The organism is Bacillus cytotoxicus NVH 391-98, assembly GCF_000017425.1.
Classification (GTDB): domain Bacteria; phylum Bacillota; class Bacilli; order Bacillales; family Bacillaceae_G; genus Bacillus_A; species Bacillus_A cytotoxicus.
In genome coordinates this window covers 3426695-3445839 of sequence record NC_009674.1, presented here as the reverse complement: position 1 = coordinate 3445839, position 19145 = coordinate 3426695, and the positions used below count along the sequence as shown (strand labels likewise).

18 protein-coding genes and 2 pseudogenes are annotated in these 19145 nt (G+C 36.5%); 14 read left to right on the top strand and 6 right to left on the bottom strand.

Going from position 1 to position 19145, the window contains the following annotated elements:
• Positions 1–96: 96 nt before the first annotated feature.
• The 4 genes and pseudogenes from BCER98_RS17000 to BCER98_RS16985 form a co-directional block, all read left to right on the top strand.
• Positions 97–1035 (top strand): annotated as a pseudogene (locus tag BCER98_RS17000) (IS30 family transposase); the annotation flags it as partial.
• 48 nt (positions 1036–1083) lie between these two features.
• Complete coding sequence (locus BCER98_RS16995) at positions 1084–1563, top strand: CPBP family intramembrane glutamic endopeptidase (protein WP_012095835.1); 480 nt, start codon at positions 1084–1086, stop codon at positions 1561–1563.
• 303 nt (positions 1564–1866) lie between these two features.
• A complete protein-coding gene (locus BCER98_RS16990; RefSeq protein ID WP_012095834.1) occupies positions 1867–2295 on the top strand; it encodes an SRPBCC family protein in 429 nt (142 codons plus the stop codon).
• Positions 2296–2619 carry an ArsR/SmtB family transcription factor gene (locus tag BCER98_RS16985; RefSeq protein WP_012095833.1) on the top strand — a complete coding sequence of 108 codons (324 nt, stop codon included), beginning with the start codon at positions 2296–2298 and terminating at the stop codon, positions 2617–2619.
• 52 nt (positions 2620–2671) lie between these two features.
• Here the strand turns inward: BCER98_RS16985 and BCER98_RS16980 are convergent, their stop codons facing one another.
• Both BCER98_RS16980 and BCER98_RS16975 read right to left on the bottom strand, forming a co-directional pair.
• The gene (locus BCER98_RS16980; protein ID WP_012095832.1) at positions 2672–4102 is read right to left on the bottom strand and encodes an MDR family MFS transporter; all 1431 of its coding nucleotides are present in this window, start codon (positions 4100–4102) and stop codon (positions 2672–2674) included.
• A 177-nt stretch (positions 4103–4279) separates the two neighbouring features.
• Positions 4280–5560 carry a BaiN/RdsA family NAD(P)/FAD-dependent oxidoreductase gene (locus BCER98_RS16975; protein ID WP_012095831.1) on the bottom strand — a complete coding sequence of 427 codons (1281 nt, stop codon included), beginning with the start codon at positions 5558–5560 and terminating at the stop codon, positions 4280–4282.
• A gap of 150 nt (positions 5561–5710) precedes the next feature.
• Between BCER98_RS16975 and BCER98_RS16970 the strand changes: the two genes are divergently transcribed.
• Together BCER98_RS16970 and BCER98_RS16965 are read left to right on the top strand one after the other, a co-directional pair.
• Positions 5711–7363 (top strand): putative polysaccharide biosynthesis protein, encoded by a 1653-nt coding sequence (locus BCER98_RS16970; RefSeq protein WP_012095830.1) that lies wholly within the window; start codon positions 5711–5713, stop codon positions 7361–7363.
• Positions 7364–7396: 33 nt separating this feature from the next.
• Complete coding sequence (locus BCER98_RS16965) at positions 7397–8125, top strand: pseudouridine synthase (RefSeq protein WP_012095829.1); 729 nt, start codon at positions 7397–7399, stop codon at positions 8123–8125.
• A gap of 84 nt (positions 8126–8209) precedes the next feature.
• Here the strand turns inward: BCER98_RS16965 and BCER98_RS16960 are convergent, their stop codons facing one another.
• A complete protein-coding gene (locus tag BCER98_RS16960) occupies positions 8210–8431 on the bottom strand; it encodes a DeoR family transcriptional regulator (RefSeq protein WP_000805512.1) in 222 nt (73 codons plus the stop codon).
• Positions 8432–8788: 357 nt separating this feature from the next.
• Between BCER98_RS16960 and pepV the strand changes: the two genes are divergently transcribed.
• The 4 genes from pepV to BCER98_RS16940 all read left to right on the top strand — a co-directional run bounded on the left by pepV (position 8789) and on the right by BCER98_RS16940 (position 14153).
• The gene (pepV, locus tag BCER98_RS16955; RefSeq protein ID WP_012095826.1) at positions 8789–10192 is read left to right on the top strand and encodes a dipeptidase PepV; all 1404 of its coding nucleotides are present in this window, start codon (positions 8789–8791) and stop codon (positions 10190–10192) included.
• A 115-nt stretch (positions 10193–10307) separates the two neighbouring features.
• Positions 10308–10862 carry an RNA 2',3'-cyclic phosphodiesterase gene (thpR, locus tag BCER98_RS16950; protein ID WP_012095825.1) on the top strand — a complete coding sequence of 185 codons (555 nt, stop codon included), beginning with the start codon at positions 10308–10310 and terminating at the stop codon, positions 10860–10862.
• Positions 10863–10968: 106 nt separating this feature from the next.
• Positions 10969–13107, top strand: a complete 2139-nt coding sequence (gene pulA, locus BCER98_RS16945) for a type I pullulanase (protein WP_012095824.1) — start codon at positions 10969–10971, stop codon at positions 13105–13107.
• A gap of 251 nt (positions 13108–13358) precedes the next feature.
• Positions 13359–14153, top strand: coding sequence for a phosphotransferase family protein (locus tag BCER98_RS16940; RefSeq protein WP_041810077.1), 795 nt, complete (start codon positions 13359–13361; stop codon positions 14151–14153).
• Positions 14154–14160: 7 nt separating this feature from the next.
• Here the strand turns inward: BCER98_RS16940 and BCER98_RS16935 are convergent, their stop codons facing one another.
• On the bottom strand, positions 14161–14439 hold the full coding sequence (locus BCER98_RS16935) for a YtzH-like family protein (RefSeq protein WP_012095822.1): 279 nt from the start codon (positions 14437–14439) through the stop codon (positions 14161–14163).
• Between the two features lie 210 nt (positions 14440–14649).
• Between BCER98_RS16935 and trmB the strand changes: the two genes are divergently transcribed.
• Both trmB and BCER98_RS16925 read left to right on the top strand, forming a co-directional pair.
• A complete protein-coding gene (gene trmB, locus BCER98_RS16930) occupies positions 14650–15303 on the top strand; it encodes a tRNA (guanosine(46)-N7)-methyltransferase TrmB (protein ID WP_012095821.1) in 654 nt (217 codons plus the stop codon).
• Positions 15304–15374: 71 nt separating this feature from the next.
• Positions 15375–16229 carry a YtnP family quorum-quenching lactonase gene (locus BCER98_RS16925; protein WP_012095820.1) on the top strand — a complete coding sequence of 285 codons (855 nt, stop codon included), beginning with the start codon at positions 15375–15377 and terminating at the stop codon, positions 16227–16229.
• Positions 16230–16317: 88 nt separating this feature from the next.
• Here BCER98_RS16925 and BCER98_RS16920 read toward each other — a convergent pair whose 3' ends face one another.
• Positions 16318–16629: a PepSY domain-containing protein gene (locus BCER98_RS16920; RefSeq protein WP_012095819.1), complete on the bottom strand. Its 312-nt coding sequence runs from the start codon at positions 16627–16629 to the stop codon at positions 16318–16320.
• A gap of 142 nt (positions 16630–16771) precedes the next feature.
• Here BCER98_RS16920 and BCER98_RS16915 point away from each other — a divergent pair, with 142 nt between their 5' ends.
• Together BCER98_RS16915 and BCER98_RS16910 are read left to right on the top strand one after the other, a co-directional pair.
• Positions 16772–17845 (top strand): M42 family metallopeptidase, encoded by a 1074-nt coding sequence (locus tag BCER98_RS16915; RefSeq protein ID WP_012095818.1) that lies wholly within the window; start codon positions 16772–16774, stop codon positions 17843–17845.
• Between the two features lie 210 nt (positions 17846–18055).
• Positions 18056–18763, top strand: a pseudogene (locus BCER98_RS16910) (IS6 family transposase).
• Between the two features lie 179 nt (positions 18764–18942).
• Here BCER98_RS16910 and BCER98_RS22670 read toward each other — a convergent pair.
• A complete protein-coding gene (locus BCER98_RS22670; protein WP_164468647.1) occupies positions 18943–19086 on the bottom strand; it encodes a hypothetical protein in 144 nt (47 codons plus the stop codon).
• Positions 19087–19145: the final 59 nt, after the last annotated feature.

Below are 19145 nucleotides of genomic sequence, written 5' to 3'. Positions count from 1 at the left end.
TATTATTAAGTGCGACACTTAGAAAAAACAAAAAGCTCACCTCGTTTCGTGTAAAATAGAAGTTACCACACCACAAATTACACGGAGGACGGGTATGAGCTTGGACAACTAGAAGCACTTCATAAATTAGGTCATTCAACTAGAGAAATTGGTGCCATTCTGAAGCGTCATCACTCTTCTATTGCACGAGAATTGAAAAGAAATACTCATGAAGACGGCGAATATTACAGTGAAAAAGCACAAGAAAAATATGTGAAGCGTCGTAAAAACTGTAAGTCAACCGGAAAATGGTCTTTAGAACTGGTGAAACAAATTCAAGATAAATGAAATGCAACTTGGTCGCCCGAACAAATCCAGTACGGTTGTCTAAAAGGTATCTTATCCTTTAAAACTATCTATAATTGGCTGTATCAAGGAAAGTTATTTACAAAGGATCTTTCTGTCTTAAGACAAAAGGGGAAACGCCAAAAACCGAGAGAAACTCGCGGACGTTTCAATATAGGGAAATCTATTCAAAAACGGCCTTCTGAAGTAAAGAAACGAGAAACATTTGGTCATTGGGAAATGGACACGATCGTTTCAAGTCGTGGTAAAAGGAAAGGATGTTTTGCGACCTTTGTAGAACGGAAAACACGGTATTATCAAGCGATTGTGATTCCAGATCGAACAGCGGAATCTATGGAATGCGCCATCAAACAAATGGCTTCCATGTATCCAGCCACTGCCTTACAAACAGCTACAGTTGATAGAGGAAAAGAATTTTCGCGTTATCAACGAGTGGAAAAAGATTTGAAAATCGCAGTGTTCTTTACCGATTCCTATTCTTACTGGCAACGAGGAAGTAACGAAAACACAAACGGCCTATTACGGGAGTTTTATCCGAAAAAAACAAATTTGAGCCTTGTTTCACAAGAACAATTGAATCAAGCACTACTTCTTATAAATCATAGACCCAGAAAATGTTTACAGTGGAAAACGGCCTACGAAGCGTTTCGAGAGGAACTGTCGTACTTAGATTTACAAACTGTCTTATAAAAATTAATAGATAGTATATTTATAAATGTACAATAGGAGAGTATATCAATGATCCAGAAGATACAACATTATTTATACCATTTAAAACCACTATGGTTTATTCTAATCATGACTCTTGCATCTTTCTTGTTACCAATGCCAACCAGCTTTATACCAGGTGGCATACAACAAAATTCTATTGAAGATGAAGGTTTATCGATTCAAATAGTGGATGGTATAATCATTGCACCTTTATTAGAAACAGTTCTATATCAAATGTTTATATTTTGGATTTTGAAATTAATCCCTGGTATTGAAAAATATAACAAATCAATTATCTTTATTTCAGCTTGTATATTTGGATTGAGCCATAGTTTTGGTTATACTTATATGTTATATGCTGGAATTATGGGATGGGTATTTGCATACTCTTATTGGACTTATACAAAGAAAAAAGAAAATGGACATACTAAAATTTCAGCATTTTGGATTGTATGGAGTATACATATTTTACATAATATTGTTGTCTTTTTAGTTAAAAATTTATAAATTTGTTATAAATATAATATGAATTAAAAAAATTACTCTTAGAATTTCTAATGGAATCTAGATCTAATTAGGAATTTTCATTGGGTAACTAAATTAAAGGCACAAAAGATGTCTTTTTATTTGTTTTTTAAGTTAATATAATTAAAACGATTTGAACAGAGGCATATACCCTTTGAATTCTAATTTTGGGTATGAGTGGCCCCAAAAAGAAGGAATCGTTGCCGTGCCCCTAAAAGGTGTTATATTGTACAAAAATGAAACGAAAAAGTGTTACGTTTTGAAGTGAAATAAAGGAGAGAGAAAATGAAACAAAAAGATATGGTACAAGATATTGTACAGACCGCTATTTTTCATGCACCAATTCAAAAAGTATGGGATAAAGTATCCACTGCTGAAGGGATTGCCTCTTGGTTTATGCCAAATAACTTTGAACCAAAGGTGGGACATGAGTTTTATGTACAGTCGCCTTTTGGGCCATCACCGTGTAAAGTATTAGAAATTGATGAACCGAATCGTGTCGTTTTTTCATGGGATACAGATGGTTGGATCGTTTCATTTATATTGAAAGACTTAGGAGATAAAACAGAATTTACTCTTATTCATAGTGGATGGAAACAACCTGAGGAGACAATTGCGAAAGCAAATGAAAAAGTATCTGTTATTCGTGATAGAATGGCTGGTGGCTGGGTAGCGATTGTAAATGAAAAACTGAAAAAAGTTGTTGAGGGATAAATGTCTTCCGCAGCGGCAAAATATGATGTATTTCAAGCGATTGTTGACCCAACACGCCGAGAAGTCCTTCGTTTACTAACTGAGGAAGAATTGTCAATTTCGAAAATAACTGCTCACTTTTCGATAAGCCGAACAGCTGTGGTAAAGCAGCTTCATATTCTTTCAGAGGCAAATTTAGTAAGCGGGAGAAAGAGCGGACGAGAAAAAATATATTGTTTGCATCCGGAACCGTTAGCTGAAATACGCGAATGGCCCTCGTATTATGAACAATTTTGGAATAACAAATTGTCCATGCTGAAATATATAGTTGAAAATGAAGAGTAATAGGGTACTTTCAGTAAAAAGAGGATGACCGCAGAAGGTCATCCTCGCTTTATTATTTACTTGTTTGCGGAGCTGGCTTTAATAGAAGCCAACCAATAATGAATGTAAACACCGCTAATATGAAAGTGCTCATATAAATAACGTGTACACTAGAAGCTAGTGCTTCCTGTGACTTTGTTACTATATTTGTTGCTCCGCCGTGTCCGCCTGAGACGAGATTAACATTTTGGATTCCTTGTTTATGGATCATAGTATTAAAAATAGTTCCAAAGATCGCAGCTCCTAATGTTTGGCTGAATGTATTGATAAATGTATTTAAACCAACTGCTGTACCTCGTGTATGAGCAGGAACGGCTGCTTGGATTGTGACCATATAAATCGGTGTAATAAGTCCCATTCCTAAACCGAACAGTCCTACCGCTATATAAATAAGAAATGATGGTGAATGAGTTGATAACGTAAATAATAGGAATGTAGCAACGGATAAGATGCTAGCTCCAATTAAAATAATTTGTTTCGTTTGTAACTTACCAACTAAATTGCCAGAGAAAATGGAACCAAACGTCCATAAAACAGGAATTGGCATTAAAATAAGTCCAGCTTCTGTTGCATTTTTGCCTAATACACCTTGGCTCCAAATCGGAAGGTACATCGTAATACTAATAATCATTGCACCTGCAATAAGTGTTAATAGGTTCACCGTTGATAATGTGCGGTTCGAAAAAAGTGTTAAAGGAATTAATGGTTCAGGAGATTTCTTTTCAATAAATAAGAAAAGAATAAATGCAATAGCGGCACCGATTAGTAGGCCAATAATCGTGATATCTCCCCAGTTTTGCTTACTGCTTCCTGTTAAAAGTGCGTATAGTAAAGCGATTGTACCTAGTGAAAAAATCGTTGCCCCAGTGTAATCGATATGATGTTTTGCTGATTGAACAGATTCTTTGTAGGAAATTACAATCATGAAGCAGGCAAGAATTCCAAATGGCACATTTAAGAAGAAAATATAGCGCCACGAAAGGGAATCCACTAAAAAGCCGCCCACTAATGGCCCAACAACACCAGAAACACCCCAAACAGCACTCATCCAACCTTGTGCTTTTGCACGCTCCTTTGCCTCACTATATAAGTCTCCAATAATTGTCATCGTAATTGGCATAACAGCGCCAGCTCCGATACCTTGAAGTGCACGAAAAATAATTAATTGTTCCATTGATGTAACAACTCCGCAAAGCGCAGAACCGATTAAGAAAATTGTTGCACCAATAAGAAGTACTTTTTTTCTACCAAATAAATCTGCTAGCTTTCCGTAAATTGGCGTGGAAACTGCTGTTGCTAACATATAAATGGCATATACCCAGCTAACAAGTTCGACGCCGGATAAGTCGCTTGTTATGCGAGGGATCGCTGTACTGACAATCGTTCCTTCCACAGCGGAAAGAAACGTCATTAACATTAAAGATATCATGACTTTTTTTCTCATATGTTTTCCCCTCTGTTTCAATTATTCAACATTATAAAATATAAAGGTACTAAGCTATAGAAAGCAACAAAAAAGAAACAGGAAGTCTGTTTCTTTTTTGTTGAAGAGAGCTAGGTGATTGTGATTTTTGGCAAAGGATATCCGTGTACCGATACTTTATGGCAAAAGGCGGCGTCCTTAATGAGCGTTTCTTTCTAGAATGGCGCGTTGTCCTGCTGTCATTCCAGCAATTCGACCGGTAACGAGGGCAGATGTAATATTGTAGCCACCTGTATAGCCGTGAATATCAAGAATTTCTCCGCAAAAATAGAGACCGTTCATTAATTTTGAAGCCATTTCTTTTGGATAAATTTCTTTAACGGAAACACCACCGCCTGTCACAAATGCTTTTTCAATAGGCTGCGTCCCATTTACTGCAAAGGTGAACTCTTTAAAATCTTTTGCAAGTGCTCGGATTTTTTCGTGAGATACTTGTCCTGCTTGCTGACTCCCATCAATTTCATTGCGCTCTAATAAAAATAAGAAGTATCGTTCTGGTACATAGCCTTTTAGCACATTTTTGATGCTCTTTTTCGGTTCTTCCTTAATTTGTTTCATCATGCGCTGGAAGAGTTGTTCATTATTTTCATCAGGTAATGCATCGATGCTCATTTGAATGTTATTTGTTTTAAATTTTTTCATTGCTTTTACAACAAACTGGCTACAGCGAAGAGCGGCCGGTCCAGAAATGCCGAAATGTGTAAATAACATATCCATTTTATGAGAGATAATTATCTTTCCTTTCGGATTTAAAACGCTAAGGTTGACATCGCGAAGTGCAAGACCTTGCAGCGTACGATTCTGAATGAATGGTTCATTTGAAAGAATAGGCACTTCTGTTGGAAAGAGTTCCGTAATAGTATGTCCTGCTTTATTGGCCCAAGCGTACCCATCTCCAGTTGAGCCGGTATGAGGAACAGATTTCCCGCCCACGGCAATAACAACATGGTTTGTTTCTAGAATTTCTCCTGTTTTCAAAACGACAGCTTTCGTTTGACCATTTTCATACTCAACGGTTTCAACAGGTGTATTTGTACGAGTTTTCACACCTAATTCTTTTAATCGTGTTAATAAAGCATCGACAACAGACTGCGCCTTATTAGAGGCAGGGAACATGCGTCCGTGATCTTCTTCTTTCAGTTTGACGCCAAGATTCTCGAAGAATGTAATAATATCTTCATTGTTAAAGATAGAAAAAGCGCTATATAAAAAGCGTCCGTTTCCTGGAATATGCTGAACAATTTCATCAAGTGGCAAACGGTTTGTTACATTGCAACGTCCACCGCCAGAAATTGCAAGTTTGCGTCCTAATTTATTTCCTTTATCAAGAAGTAAGACGCGTGCGCCTTCTTCAGCAGCACCAATTGCTGCCATCAGTCCGGAAGGGCCTCCTCCGATGACAATAACATCATAATGCATAATAATCGACCTCATTTTCTACAGTTCCTGCCTAAAAGAATAGCATGTTTTTATAGAAAAGAAAAATACAGTGAGATGATGTTTCAACGAAGATTGTGGTACAATACAAAGGTTAGAGTTCAGCGTTATCATATGTAGGAGGATTTATTTATGTCCGATTCAAAATTTCTGCGCGGAACGCTTATTGTGACGTTAGGAACATTTCTTGTAAAGTTCTTAGGCATGATTTATGTCTTTCCATTTCATGCATTAGTAGGCACAGAAGGCGGAACGCTTTATACATATGGATACATTCCATATACAATCTTTTTAAGTATCGCAACGGCAGGGGTGCCGCTTGCAGTTTCAAAATTTGTTTCCAAATACAATGCGCTTGGCGATTATAAAACAAGTAGACGAATGTTCCGCTCGGGAATGGTTATGATGATCGTAACAGGTCTGCTTTCGTTCTTGGTTCTTTATATAAGTGCACCTTTATTTGCCGAAGCAATGCTTGGTAAACAAAGTATACACAGTAGTGTAGAAGAGGTTACAACGATTATTCGTCTTGTAAGTTTTGCACTTATTGTTGTACCAGCAGCAAGTTTAATTCGTGGTTATTTTCAAGGGCATCAATCAATGGGCCCAACGACAATTTCGCAAATTATTGAACAGATTATCCGCATCGTTTTCTTATTAGTGGGTAGTTTCATTGTTATTAAAATAATAGGTGGATCTGTGGCGACAGCGGTTGGTGTAGCGACTTTTGCAGCATTTGTTTCTGCTGTTGGAGCGCTTGGTGTATTAATATGGTACTGGTTGAAACGTAAAAAACATCTTGATCAATATTTAATCGAACAAACAGTGACGGAATCAACTGTAAGTACGCTTCAATTGTTTAAAGAGTTATTTGCTTATGCGATTCCATATGTCGTAATTGGACTAACAATTCCTTTATATCAACAAATTGATACATTGACATTTAATGCGATTATGCAGGCAATTGGACAAGGGGATATTGCAGAGCGAGCACTTGGGATTTTTACAATGTGGACGCACAAATTAATTATGATTCCTGTTTCACTTGCGACAGCTTTTAGCTTAACGCTTGTGCCGGCGATCACGAAATCATTTACGGAAAAACAATTCCGCTATTTAAAATTACAGATTACACAAACATTTCAAGCAAACATGTTTTTGACATTACCAGCAGTTGTGGGGATTTCGGTATTGGCATATCCAATTTACACTGCATTTTATGAGGCAGATCCGCTTGGTGGACAAGTGTTAATGTGGTACGCACCAGTTGCATTACTTTTTGCCTTATTTACAGTAACGGCAGCAATTTTACAAGGGATTAACCAGCAAAAACATGCGATTATTGCTCTTGTGATGGGGGTTATCTTGAAGTTTTTATGCAATGTCATTTTTATTCGCTACTTCGGAACCGTTGGTGCTATTTTAGCAACAGGTGTAGGATTCTTAGCTTCCATTTGGTATACGAACAAACAAATTCGAAGATATGCACATTACTCATTTGACGTTGTCTATAAAAGAACGTTTCAAATTGCAGTGTTAACTCTTGTGATGGTTGTTGTTGTGAAACTATCACAAGGAATTCTCTCCTTGATTATCTCATCTGAAAGTCGTATGGGTGCGCTTATTATTACTATAATTTGTGCATGTATTGGCGGCCTTGTTTATGGATATTTAGCAATTCGTACAGGTGTACTTGAAAGAGTATTTGGCGGAGAAGCATTAGAAAAGATTCAACGTAAACTTGGCAGTAAATTAAAAATAAAAATGAAATCAAAAGGGGCGTAAGTAGCGTCCCTTTTCAATAAAGAAGGTGATTGAATGAGATTAGATAAATTATTAGCAAATATGGGATATGGAAGTAGAAAAGAAGTAAAAAAATTATTGAAAGACGGCGTTGTAAGGATTGATGGAAAACCAGTCAAAGATGCAAAGTTTCATGTGAATATAGAAAAGCAAGAAGTAACAATTTATGGTGAAGTTGTTGAATATAAAGAGTTTGTTTATTTAATGATGCATAAACCACAAGGAGTCATTTCTGCAACAGAAGACGATCATCATGAAACAGTTGTTGATCTACTGGAATTTGAAGATGCAATCTTTAATCCATTTCCTGTTGGAAGACTTGATATTGATACAGAAGGTTTGCTGCTATTAACAAATGACGGAAAGTTGACGCATCAGCTTCTATCACCGAAAAAGCATGTGCCAAAAAAATATTATGCACATATAGAAGGTGTAGTTACAGAAAAAGATGTGGAAGATTTTGCAAAAGGTGTTGTTCTAGATGATGGCTATGAAACAAAACCTGGCGAACTGACCATTTTAAACAGTGATGATATATCTGAAATTGAGCTTGTAATTACAGAAGGTAAATTCCATCAGGTAAAGCGTATGTTTGAAGCTGTTGGGAAAAAAGTCGTCTACTTGAAGAGAGTAGAGATGGGACCTTTAACGTTAGATGAGGAATTAGAACTTGGGCAATACCGTGAGTTGACAGATGAAGAGGTTGAAATGTTAAAAATGTATCAAGTGCAACACGAGAATTAAGAGTGATACCGATTTCAAGGTGCAGAAAGAACCCCTTTCTATTCATTTCGAAAGGGGTATTTATTTTACATATAATTGTTTTCGTTATGAGGTCATTCTCACTTTCTTTCCTGTCGTTGTCCACTTACCGCGGCAAGGGCTATACACGAGTTCATTAAACTGCAACACGTTCAGATCGCGTTGTATAGTTCGCGGTGTAATCCCGAACTCATCTACAAGGTCTTTCGTCGTTACCGTACCATTTTCATTGATGTACATATAAATCGATTTAATGCGTGTTAGCATACGAGTAGTTGTAGGTTTCAAGAGAAAACCACTCCTCTACTAGTTTTTTTGACCCCATTCAGGAAAGAAGGTCGTTACCACCATTGTACTCCAAATGACAAAATTCATGCTTTAACTTACTTAAATTTTACAAAAGTTTAACAAATAATAAAATAGAAAAATATTGGTAGTTGACATTCTATATCTCTGTAGTCAACTACGAGTAACTTTCTACGTAAAACGTCAAATTCCTGCAAATTTTTTTAGAAAAATAAAAGAAAAACTAATAAGAAATATCTAAAAAATTACAATTATTTGTTATTTGTTCTCTCTTTATTGATATAAGAGATTTGTGTTTGCTATGATGAAAGAAAGAATAGAGAAGAAGGTGAAGACGTCATGTCGGCAATTTATTGGATGAAAGAAGTTGAGAAACGCAAGAATGACTTAATTCGTGATACGCAGCAATTCTTGCAAATCAAAAGTGTTCTAGATGAAGAAAGTGCGAGAGAGGGCGCGCCGTTTGGTGAAGGTATAGCGAAGGCACTATCTTTCATGTTACATAAAGGGGAAGAAGAAGGATTTACTTCGAAAAATATAGAAGGGTACGCAGGTCATCTGGAAATGGGACAAGGAGAAGAGTTAGTTGGTATTTTATGTCATGTTGATGTTGTGCCGGAAGGTGATGGATGGACAATCCCTGCGTATAGCGCTGATATTTGTGATGGTAAGATTTTTGCACGTGGGGCAATGGATGATAAGGGCCCAACAATGGCAGCTTACTATGCAATGAAAATTGTGAAAGAGCTAGGATTACCGCTTTCTAAGCGTGTTCGTATGATTTTAGGAACAGATGAAGAAAGCAATTGGCAATGTGTAGAACATTATTTTAAGAAGGAAGAAATGCCAACCATTAGTTTTGTGCCAGATGCGGATTTCCCAATTATTAATGCTGAAAAAGGAATTTCTGATATACAAATTGTACAAAATGTTGAGAAAGCAAAAGGAGGAGAGTATGAGCTGATTTCATTCTTGGCTGGTCGCCGTTTAAATATGGTACCTGATTTTGCTGAAGCGAAAATTAAGACTGAAACAGGGAGTATACTTGTAGAAGAGTATGAACAATATTTACAATCGGTTCAGAAACTGGGTAAAAAGTCGATTGAAGGAAATATTGTCACATTACAAATAGAGGGCGTATCAGCTCACGGTTCTACTCCTGAAAAAGGAGAGAATGCAGGGTTGTTACTAGCTCAATTTTTACAAACGATAGAACTTGCTGAAAAAGGAGCTGCTTTTATTGCTTTTATTGCAGAAACATTTATCGATGATACACGGGGAGAAAAAGCAGGAATTGCCTATGAAGATGAAATTAGCGGACCTTTAACAGTGAACGTCGGTCGTTTTTCGTTTACAGAAGAAGGCGGGACGTTAGGAGTAAATATACGTTATCCTGTCACAACCCAATTTGAAGAGACAATTGATCGATTAAAAGAATATGTACGTACAAAAGGATTCAAAGTAGCAGATTATTCGAATTCTCATCCGCATCATGTTGATAAAAATCATGTATTAATTCGTACATTACAGCGCGTATATGAAGAACAAACAGGAGAAAAAGCTGAACTATTAGCGATTGGTGGCGGTACATATGCCCGTGCATTGAAAGCTGGTGTAGCGTTTGGGCCGTTATTCCCTGGAAAAGAAGATCTAGCCCATCAAAAAGATGAGTATATTGAAATTGAAGATTTATTAAAAGCAACAGCCATTTACGCACAAGCTATTTATGAATTGGCAAAATAAAACAAGTTGTAGTCTTACGAAGTAACCGCCCTTCATTTGAAGGGCGGGCTTCTTTTTCATGATTGAATGAGATAGGAAAGAAGAGAAACAATAATACAAAGGGGGAAGATACGATATGGTACCACATTATTTTATAGCAATTACATTACCGCATGATATAAAAGAACGATTGGCAAATTATAAGGAAGAAATGAACGATACGTTACCATTTCGCTCATGGGTACATAAAGAAGACTATCATATTACACTTGCCTTTTTAGGCAGTGCAACGCAAGAGCAGTTACAAGAGATAAAAGAGGGATTGCATCTTCTTAAAAATGAACAGGAATTTTCACTTTTATTACAAGGGTTTTCTACCTTTGGTCCCCCAGAACGTCCACGCATATTTTGGGCTGGATTAGAAGAAAGTAAAGCATTACTTCATTTACAAAAGAAAGTGCATAGCATTTGTGAACGGAGTGGTTTTTCACTTGAAACGCGGCCCTTTCACCCGCATATTACTATTGCGCGTAAATGGATCGGAGAGGCGATGTTTCATATAGAGGATATAAAGGAATTAAAACCAGTATCATTTCCAGTAGATACTGTGACACTATATAGATCGAATATGAAAGATACGCCTAAATATCACCCTGTTACAGAAATAAAGTTGCAGAAATGTAATGCATGAAAACGTTTTTTTTGCCGGTGAATATACTTATAGAAATGAATAAATTGGTGTATGCAGGATTACTCAATAGATGAATCTTTAATTTGGAGAATGATGGTGATTTTTTATGTTGAGAGTAGCACGTCCGTTTGAAGCGTATTTAGATGAAATGAATAAGATTACAATTTTACTCCCCTACACATATGGAACAAGCCAGACTTTTTCCTTAAAGGAAGAAAATGAAATGAGAGAACTCTCCATTGTTAAAACGACCTTACTTCCTAATGCAACGAAATATGAATGTTATACAGAGGAGGTATTAGATGTAGGGAAATATTATACAGTGCGGGATGAACGGGATATAGAAACGGATTTGCAAATTGGAGCTGTGATTCGCACAGCTGCTTTTGATGAAACATATTTTTACGAAGGTACAGATTTAGGAGCAAATTATAAAAAGGAAGAAACGGTTTTTAAAGTATGGGCTCCAACAGCGAGATTTGCTAAGGTTCGAATTTATAGAGAGAATGAAGAGTATACAGATTATGAAATGAAACGAGGAGATAAGGGAGTTTGGTCTTGTATTCTCCAAGAAGACTTGGAAGGAGCGCAGTATACATTTCTCGTTTGTATTAACTTAGTATGGAATGAAGCGGTGGATCCATATGCAAAGTCGGTATCGGAAAATGGACAATATGGAATTGTTATCAATATGGAAAAAGTCTCTGTCACAAAATATACATTGCCTAAGTTCCCTTCTTCTGTAGATGCCATACTGTATGAAATGCATATTCGCGATATGACTATGCATCCAAATAGTGGTGTAAAGAGAAAAGGGATGTATAAAGGGCTTATGGAAGAAAATACAAAAGGGAAACATGGAACGCTAACGGCTTTAGCTCATGTGAAAGATTTAGGTGTTACGCATGTTGAAATATTGCCATTACATCATTTTGCAGGTGTAGATGAGATGACTCCCTTTGCTGCATATAATTGGGGATATAATCCTCTGTATTACAATGTTCCGACAGGAGTGTATGCAACAAATCCGTCTGATCCATATAATCGCATGTTAGAGTGTAAACAATTAATTGAAACATTTCATAAGCATGGGATTCGCGTAATTATTGATGTTGTATACAATCATGTATATAAAAGAGAAACATCATCGTTTGAAAAGCTTGTACCAGGTTATTATTTTCGACACGATAAAAATGGAATGCCGTCAAATGGAACTGGAGTTGGAAATGACTTAGCATCTGAGCGGAAAATGATGAGGAAATTTATTGTAGATTCTGTTTTATATTGGTTAACTGAATATAATGTTGACGGGTTTCGTTTTGATTTAATGGGAATTTTAGATGTAGAAACGATGAATCAAATTGAACAGGAAGTGCGAAAAAAGAAACAAGATGCAATCTTGTTAGGAGAGGGTTGGGATTTAGAAACACCGCTTGCAGCAGAAGAAAAAGCGATGTTACGTAATGCTAGTAAACTTCCGCATATTGCACAATTTAATGATCAATTTCGTGATTGGATAAAAGGGAGCACTTTTGACGTAAGGAAAAGAGGTTTTGCATTTGGAGGACAAGTAGGAGAAAGTGACTTGCAATATGTACTACAAGGGAGTTTGTCCAGTGTAAAAGAACAAGGTCTTTTTTTGGAACCGACTCAAAGTGTAAACTATGTGGAATGTCATGATAATATGACGATGTGGGATAAACTCGTACGCAGTAATCAAGAAGCGGAAGTGATTTTAAAGCGTCGTCATCGTTTAGCGACAGCGATGGTTCTTTTCTCACAAGGGATTCCGTTTTTACACGCAGGGCAAGAATTTTATCGTTCCAAAAAAGGGAATGAAAACAGTTATAATGCTCCGGATGAGATTAATCAAATGGATTGGACTCAAAAAGAGAAAGAATTGGTGACTGTTGATTATATAAAAGGATTAATCGCAATCAGGAAAGAACATGGTGCATTTCGTTTTCAATCAGCCGACTTAATTCAAAAGCATATGAAATTCTTTCCAACACCTTCTTCTGTCATTGCTTATCATTTACAAAAAGTAGAATCATTTGGACCATGGAAAGAAATTATCGTTTTATTTCATAATGGTCTACAAATAGAAACAGTTATACTCCCAAAACAAGAAACATGGCACGTATTTGCAAACGAGAATGAAGCAAAAGCACAAGCAATTTCTTCATTTGAAGGAAGGGAACTGCAAATGGCACCTATTAGCACGTATATATTGGTGAAAATGTGACAAATCGCTACTTGACGATGAGAATGTAATAAATGTAGAATTGACAAAGGTGACGATTTGAATAAGTTGTCATTCTTATATAGGTTTTGTAAAATAAAGTAAAAGAATAAACGGTTTGTCCGTATCTTGGCTCATGCCAAGTTTTCTTTTTCTTGCATTCAACTACAGTACAATATATGAATCCACGACATGTTAAGATGTTGCGGATTTTCTTTTCATAATTATAAAAGATAAGGATTTGTTAACGGGTAATGGATATGGAATGGTTGGAACAATTATTAGGAAAAGAGTGGAGTCTTATACCGGCTGGTGGAGTAACAGGCGATGCGTATATTGCACAAAATGGACAACAAAAGCTGTTTTTAAAGCGGAATACATCGCCCTTTTTAGCGGTATTATCAGCAGAGGGAATTGTTCCAAAATTACTTTGGACAAGAAGGATAACGAATGGTGATGTAATTTCAGCTCAAAAGTGGCTATCAGGGAAAAAGTTAGAGCCAGAGGATATGAAATTGGAACGTGTTGCAAAACTTTTAAAGAAAATACATTCCTCCAAAGCGCTTGTGCAGATGATCCAACGGCTTGGGAAACAGCCGCTTCATGCGCAGGAGTTATTGCAGCAATTGTATTTTGTTTTAAGAGGAGATATAAAGGAAAGCCAAACAATTAAAGCGGGGCTTCAATATTTGAAAGCCTCATTATATGATATTGAATACGATGAGTTTGTCGTATGTCATTGTGATGTGAATCATAATAATTGGCTATTATCGGATGAAGATGAGTTATTCTTAATTGATTGGGATGGGGCTGTTATTGCAGATCCTGCTCTCGATCTTGGCATGCTATTATATTGGTATGTGCCGCGCGAACAATGGGATGAATGGTTAGCCTACTACGGCATTGAAAAGACGGATTCGTTACTTCGACGTATGAAGTGGTATGTAGTAGCACAAACTATTTTATCTATTCAATGGCATATAGCAAAAAAGCAGCAAGCAGAAGCTGAATATTGGCATCAATATTTACAGCAACTACTTGCTGAATAGTAAAGAGTTAAGAAAAATTGTCCATTCCAGCAATCCACTCAGTAAGTTGTGCTTGATTATTGGAAATATGATTGTCCAAATCAGAAGAATATTTACCCGATTGACTATAATAATATACATCGTTTAATATTGCTTTTGCATCTGCGCTGATGTTGTCATTTGCAAGCAATGATTGAATGAGACGTTCTAACTGTTCACACTCTGCAACTGTTCCGCAGCAATCATTTTGATGATTGATTAAAATATCTTTTAAAATTTCTAACTGATGCTGTTGATTAATCGGCATGATCGGACCATCCTTTCGATTGTTGTTCTTATTTGAACAAATTAAAGAAAGCACTGTTTCGTTTATGCTCTATATAGTTTTTGTCAAAATGGCACATCTTATACTTGAAAGAAACGGACCGAGTGCTCGTACGTACTTGGTTTTTTATTTGACAGTCTACTGAGAAAAGAAAGAAGGAAAAAATAGTCTAATAAAGAGAGGGAAACATCTATGCGTTTAAGACATAAACCGTATGCAATGGATCGCATTAAAGAATATTCACAATTTGTAATTGGAAACCCTGAGGAACATCGCGGCAACTGGAAAGAACTTTTTGGAAATGATCATCCTATTCATATTGAAGTAGGGACAGGACGCGGACGTTTTGTTTATGAAATGGCAAAAGCAAACCCGGATATTAACTACATCGGAATTGAAAAGTTTACGAGTGTCATTGTAGATGCTCTTGATAAGTTAATTGAAAAAGAATTACCAAATTTAAAGTTAATTAATAAGGATGCAGAAGATTTAACAGTTTTCTTTACAAAAGGTGAAATTGACCGAGTATATTTAAATTTCTCCGATCCATGGCCGAAGAAACGGCATGCAAAGCGCCGTTTAACATATAAAACATTTTTACGTAATTATGAAGAAGTGTTAGTAAAAGATGGAGAAATTCACTTTAAAACAGATAACCAAGCTCTATTCGAATACTCTCTTATGAGTATGGCTGAATATGGGATGGTATTTACATTCTTAAGTCTCGACCTTCATAATAGTGACTTTGAAGGAAATATTATGACAGAGTATGAAGAAAAGTTCTCTAGTAAAGGTCATCGTATTTATCGAGTAGAAGCAAAATATCGTACGGAGCCTGTGCAGTAAAGCACAGGTTTTTTTAGAATAAAAAAGTCTGAATTTTGTGTTAAAATGATATTAGAAAAGGAGGCAGTGCAATGGAAGTTTTACGAATTGGAAATATAAAAGTAACGTGGTTGCGTGGCGGAAATACTCATTTAGATGGCGGGGCAATGTTTGGAGTCGTCCCGAAAGTGCTTTGGTCTCGCAAATATGATTATAATGAAGCAAATCAAATTTATTTACGAACAGATCCGTTACTTGTGCAAACGAAAGAAGGGAATGTTCTGATTGATTCAGGAATTGGAAACGAAAAAATGAGTGAAAAAATGAAGCGAAATCAAGGGGTAACAGAAGAGTCATCTGTTCATGAATCGTTAGTAAGTACCGGGCTGTATCCGGAAGATATTCATTATATTTTAATGACGCACCTTCATTTTGACCATGCATCTGGGCTGACAAAGTGGGAAAACGGACAGCTTGTTTCAATGTTTCCAAACGCTAAAATTTATGTTTCAGATATAGAATGGAATGAAATGAGAAATCCAAATATAAGATCGAGAAATACATATTGGAAGGAAAATTGGGAGCCCATCGCAAGGCAAGTCGTTACTTTTAAAGAAAAAATCCAAATTACAAGTGAGATACAAATGATTCACACTGGCGGACATAGTGATGGTCATGCTGTCATTGTCTTAGAAAGTATGGGAGAGATGATGCTTCATTTAGCGGATTTATTACCAACTCACGCGCATCAAAATGTCCTTTGGGTCATGGCGTATGATGATTATCCGATGACGTCGATTGAACAGAAACAAAAATGGATGAAGTATGGAACGGAGAGAAATGCTTGGTTTACTTTCTATCATGATGCCTATTATCGCGCTGTGAAATGGGATGAAGAAGGAAAAATTGTTCAAAAGTTAGAAAGAAAGGAGAGTATTGAAGCATAAATAGAGTAGAAAAGAGAGGGGGGACAAAGTCTTTTCATCGGATCCTCTCTTTTTTATCATGAAAAAATGATAAAATTTCATCACATACTTAAGCAGCAGTGACTTCTAAAATTGTACCTGTTTTCGCATCTACTAAAAATTCAAATCGTTCTTGTATATCGTTTAAAATGGTTGTGAGACCACCGCGATACACTTCGTATGCGACATCATATTTTTCAAACGTCTCCGGAACCATATGTACCCAAGAGCCAGTAACTTCACCTTTATGACGTAATGCTTGCTTCACCATTTTCAATGCTTTTTCGGAAGAGATATGGGACTGTTCTTGAACTTTATTTGCAACAAGATAACCAGCTGCAAAACCAACGCCAAGACCAGCTATTAAACCTTTCCAGTTCATATACTCACCTCAATTCTATAAAATAGTGTATCAATGATAATTATAATTCAATTCTAATGAAAAAAGAAGAAACTAGAAACATTTTGAAAATTTCGTTACAATGAATAAGGTATTCTACTAAGGGTTGAAAGAAGGGAACTTCATGAATAAAGAGACATTAGAGCTATTTCGTACATTAACAGAACTACAAGGAGCATCAGGATTTGAGCATGATGTACGTCGCTTTATGAAGCAAGAATTAAGCAAATATGCAGATGAGATTGTGCAGGATGGTTTAGGCAGTATATTTGGTCTGAAAAAAGGAGACGAGAGTGGTCCTCGTGTACTGGTAGCAGGTCATATGGATGAAGTTGGCTTCATGGTAACACAAATTACGGAAAACGGGATGATTCGTTTTCAAACATTAGGTGGTTGGTGGAGTCAAGTATTACTAGCTCAGCGTGTACAGATTATGACAAAAAATGGTCCTATTGTTGGGGTAATTGGTTCTATTCCACCGCATTTATTAAGTGACGCGCAGCGTGCAAAACCAATGGATATTAAGAATATGTTAATTGATATTGGTGCTGACAGCTATGAAGAAGCACTTGAAATCGGTGTGAAACCAGGGCAACAAATTGTTCCAATTTGTCCGTTTACACCGATGGCAAATGAGAAGAAAATTATGGCGAAAGCTTGGGACAACCGTTATGGTTGTGGTTTGGCAATTGAATTATTAAAAGAATTAAAGGATGAAACTTTGCCAAATATATTATATTCTGGTGCAACTGTTCAAGAAGAAGTAGGACTTCGTGGTGCACAAACAGCTGCGAATATGATTCAGCCGGATATTTTCTATGCGCTTGATGCAAGTCCAGCGAATGATGCATCTGGTGATAAAGAGCAGTTCGGACAATTAGGAAAAGGGGCGCTTCTTCGTATTTATGACCGCACAATGGTAACACATCGCGGGATGCGTGAATTTATTTTAGATACAGCAGAAACACATAATATTCCGTATCAATATTTTATTTCACAAGGTGGTACAGATGCAGGACGTGTACATACAAGCAACTCCGGTATTCCATCAGCAGTAATCGGTGTTTGTGCTCGTTATATTCATACACACGCTTCAATTTTACATGTTGATGATTATGCGGCGGCAAAAGAATTATTGATGAAGCTTGTTAAAGCGACAGATAAAACGACGCTGGAAACAATTAAAAATAGTGCGTAAAAGAAAGGGGCAGTTTTGGCCTTTTCTTTTCATATATATACAAATGAAAGATATACACTCATTTTCCATAACCGTGACACAGGTGCTTGAAAAATAACATGAATATATAACTAGTTTGTGATAGAGGACAATGTATCTGGTTCTGGTTCAAAAAATCTCTTGAATTAGGACATACTAATAGTACTACTCTAGAAAAGGTGCGTGACCAGTATGGAAAAGGAAAATTTGTTCAAATGGAAGCATTATCAGTCTGAACTCGTCTTATTAACAGTAAGGTAGTATCTACGGTACAATTTGAGCTCTTGGAACCTAGTGAAAATGATGGAAGAAAGAGGTTTATCCATTGCTCACAAAACGATTATGCACTGGGTTCATCAATATGAACCTCAATTAGAGGAGAAAGTACGACATCATCTTAAAGCAACAAATAATTCATGGAGAGTCGATGAAACCTATATTAAGGTAAAAGGGAAATGGATGTATTTATACCGTGCAGTCGATTCAGAAGGAAACACGATTGATTTTTACTTAAGTAAAAATAGAAATACCCAATCAGCCAAGCGTTTTTTCAAAAAGGTCTTGGCTTTTTCGCATGTGTCCATTTCTCGTGTCATTACGGTGGATAAGAATCCAGCTTATCCAGTAGCAATTGAGGAGTTAAAAGAAGAAAAAAAGATGCCAGAAGGAATCCAAATTAAACAAGTAAAGTATCTTGATAATATAGTGGAACAAGATCACCGGTTTATGAAAAGGCGAGTTCGCTCTATGTTAGGATTCAAGTCATTTAAAACAGCAAATTCTATATTGAGTGGTGTGGAAGCCATGCATATGATGAAAAAAGGACAACTTGTTTTACTGGACAAGTCTGTTCAAAATCAAAAACAGTTTATTCATAAATTGTTTGGTTTAGCTTCATAAGCTAGAAATGTAGAGAAAATTGCTACTCTATGTGTTGAACCATTTATCCTATTATTTTAAGGGAGTAAGACTTTATCTTTTTAGGAGAGAAGACACCCACCTCAAGGAACGTGCAGGGCATAGCCCAATGAGTAGGTGGGTGATGAATCGCCTTCGGATAGGGCGTGGCTTATGCCACGTTAACGATCCGACACACTTAAACCTTTACGAATAAGCTCGTAAACCGCACCTGCAAAACTCGTGATGTAATTTTCTTTTTGGTATTTTTCGATTTCTGGCATTAAATCAGCAGGAAACGTAATTAATTTTGAAATACGTTCCATACTACTTCACCTCCTTTTAGTATATACTTATGTTTTGTATATAATTAGTATATACTAAA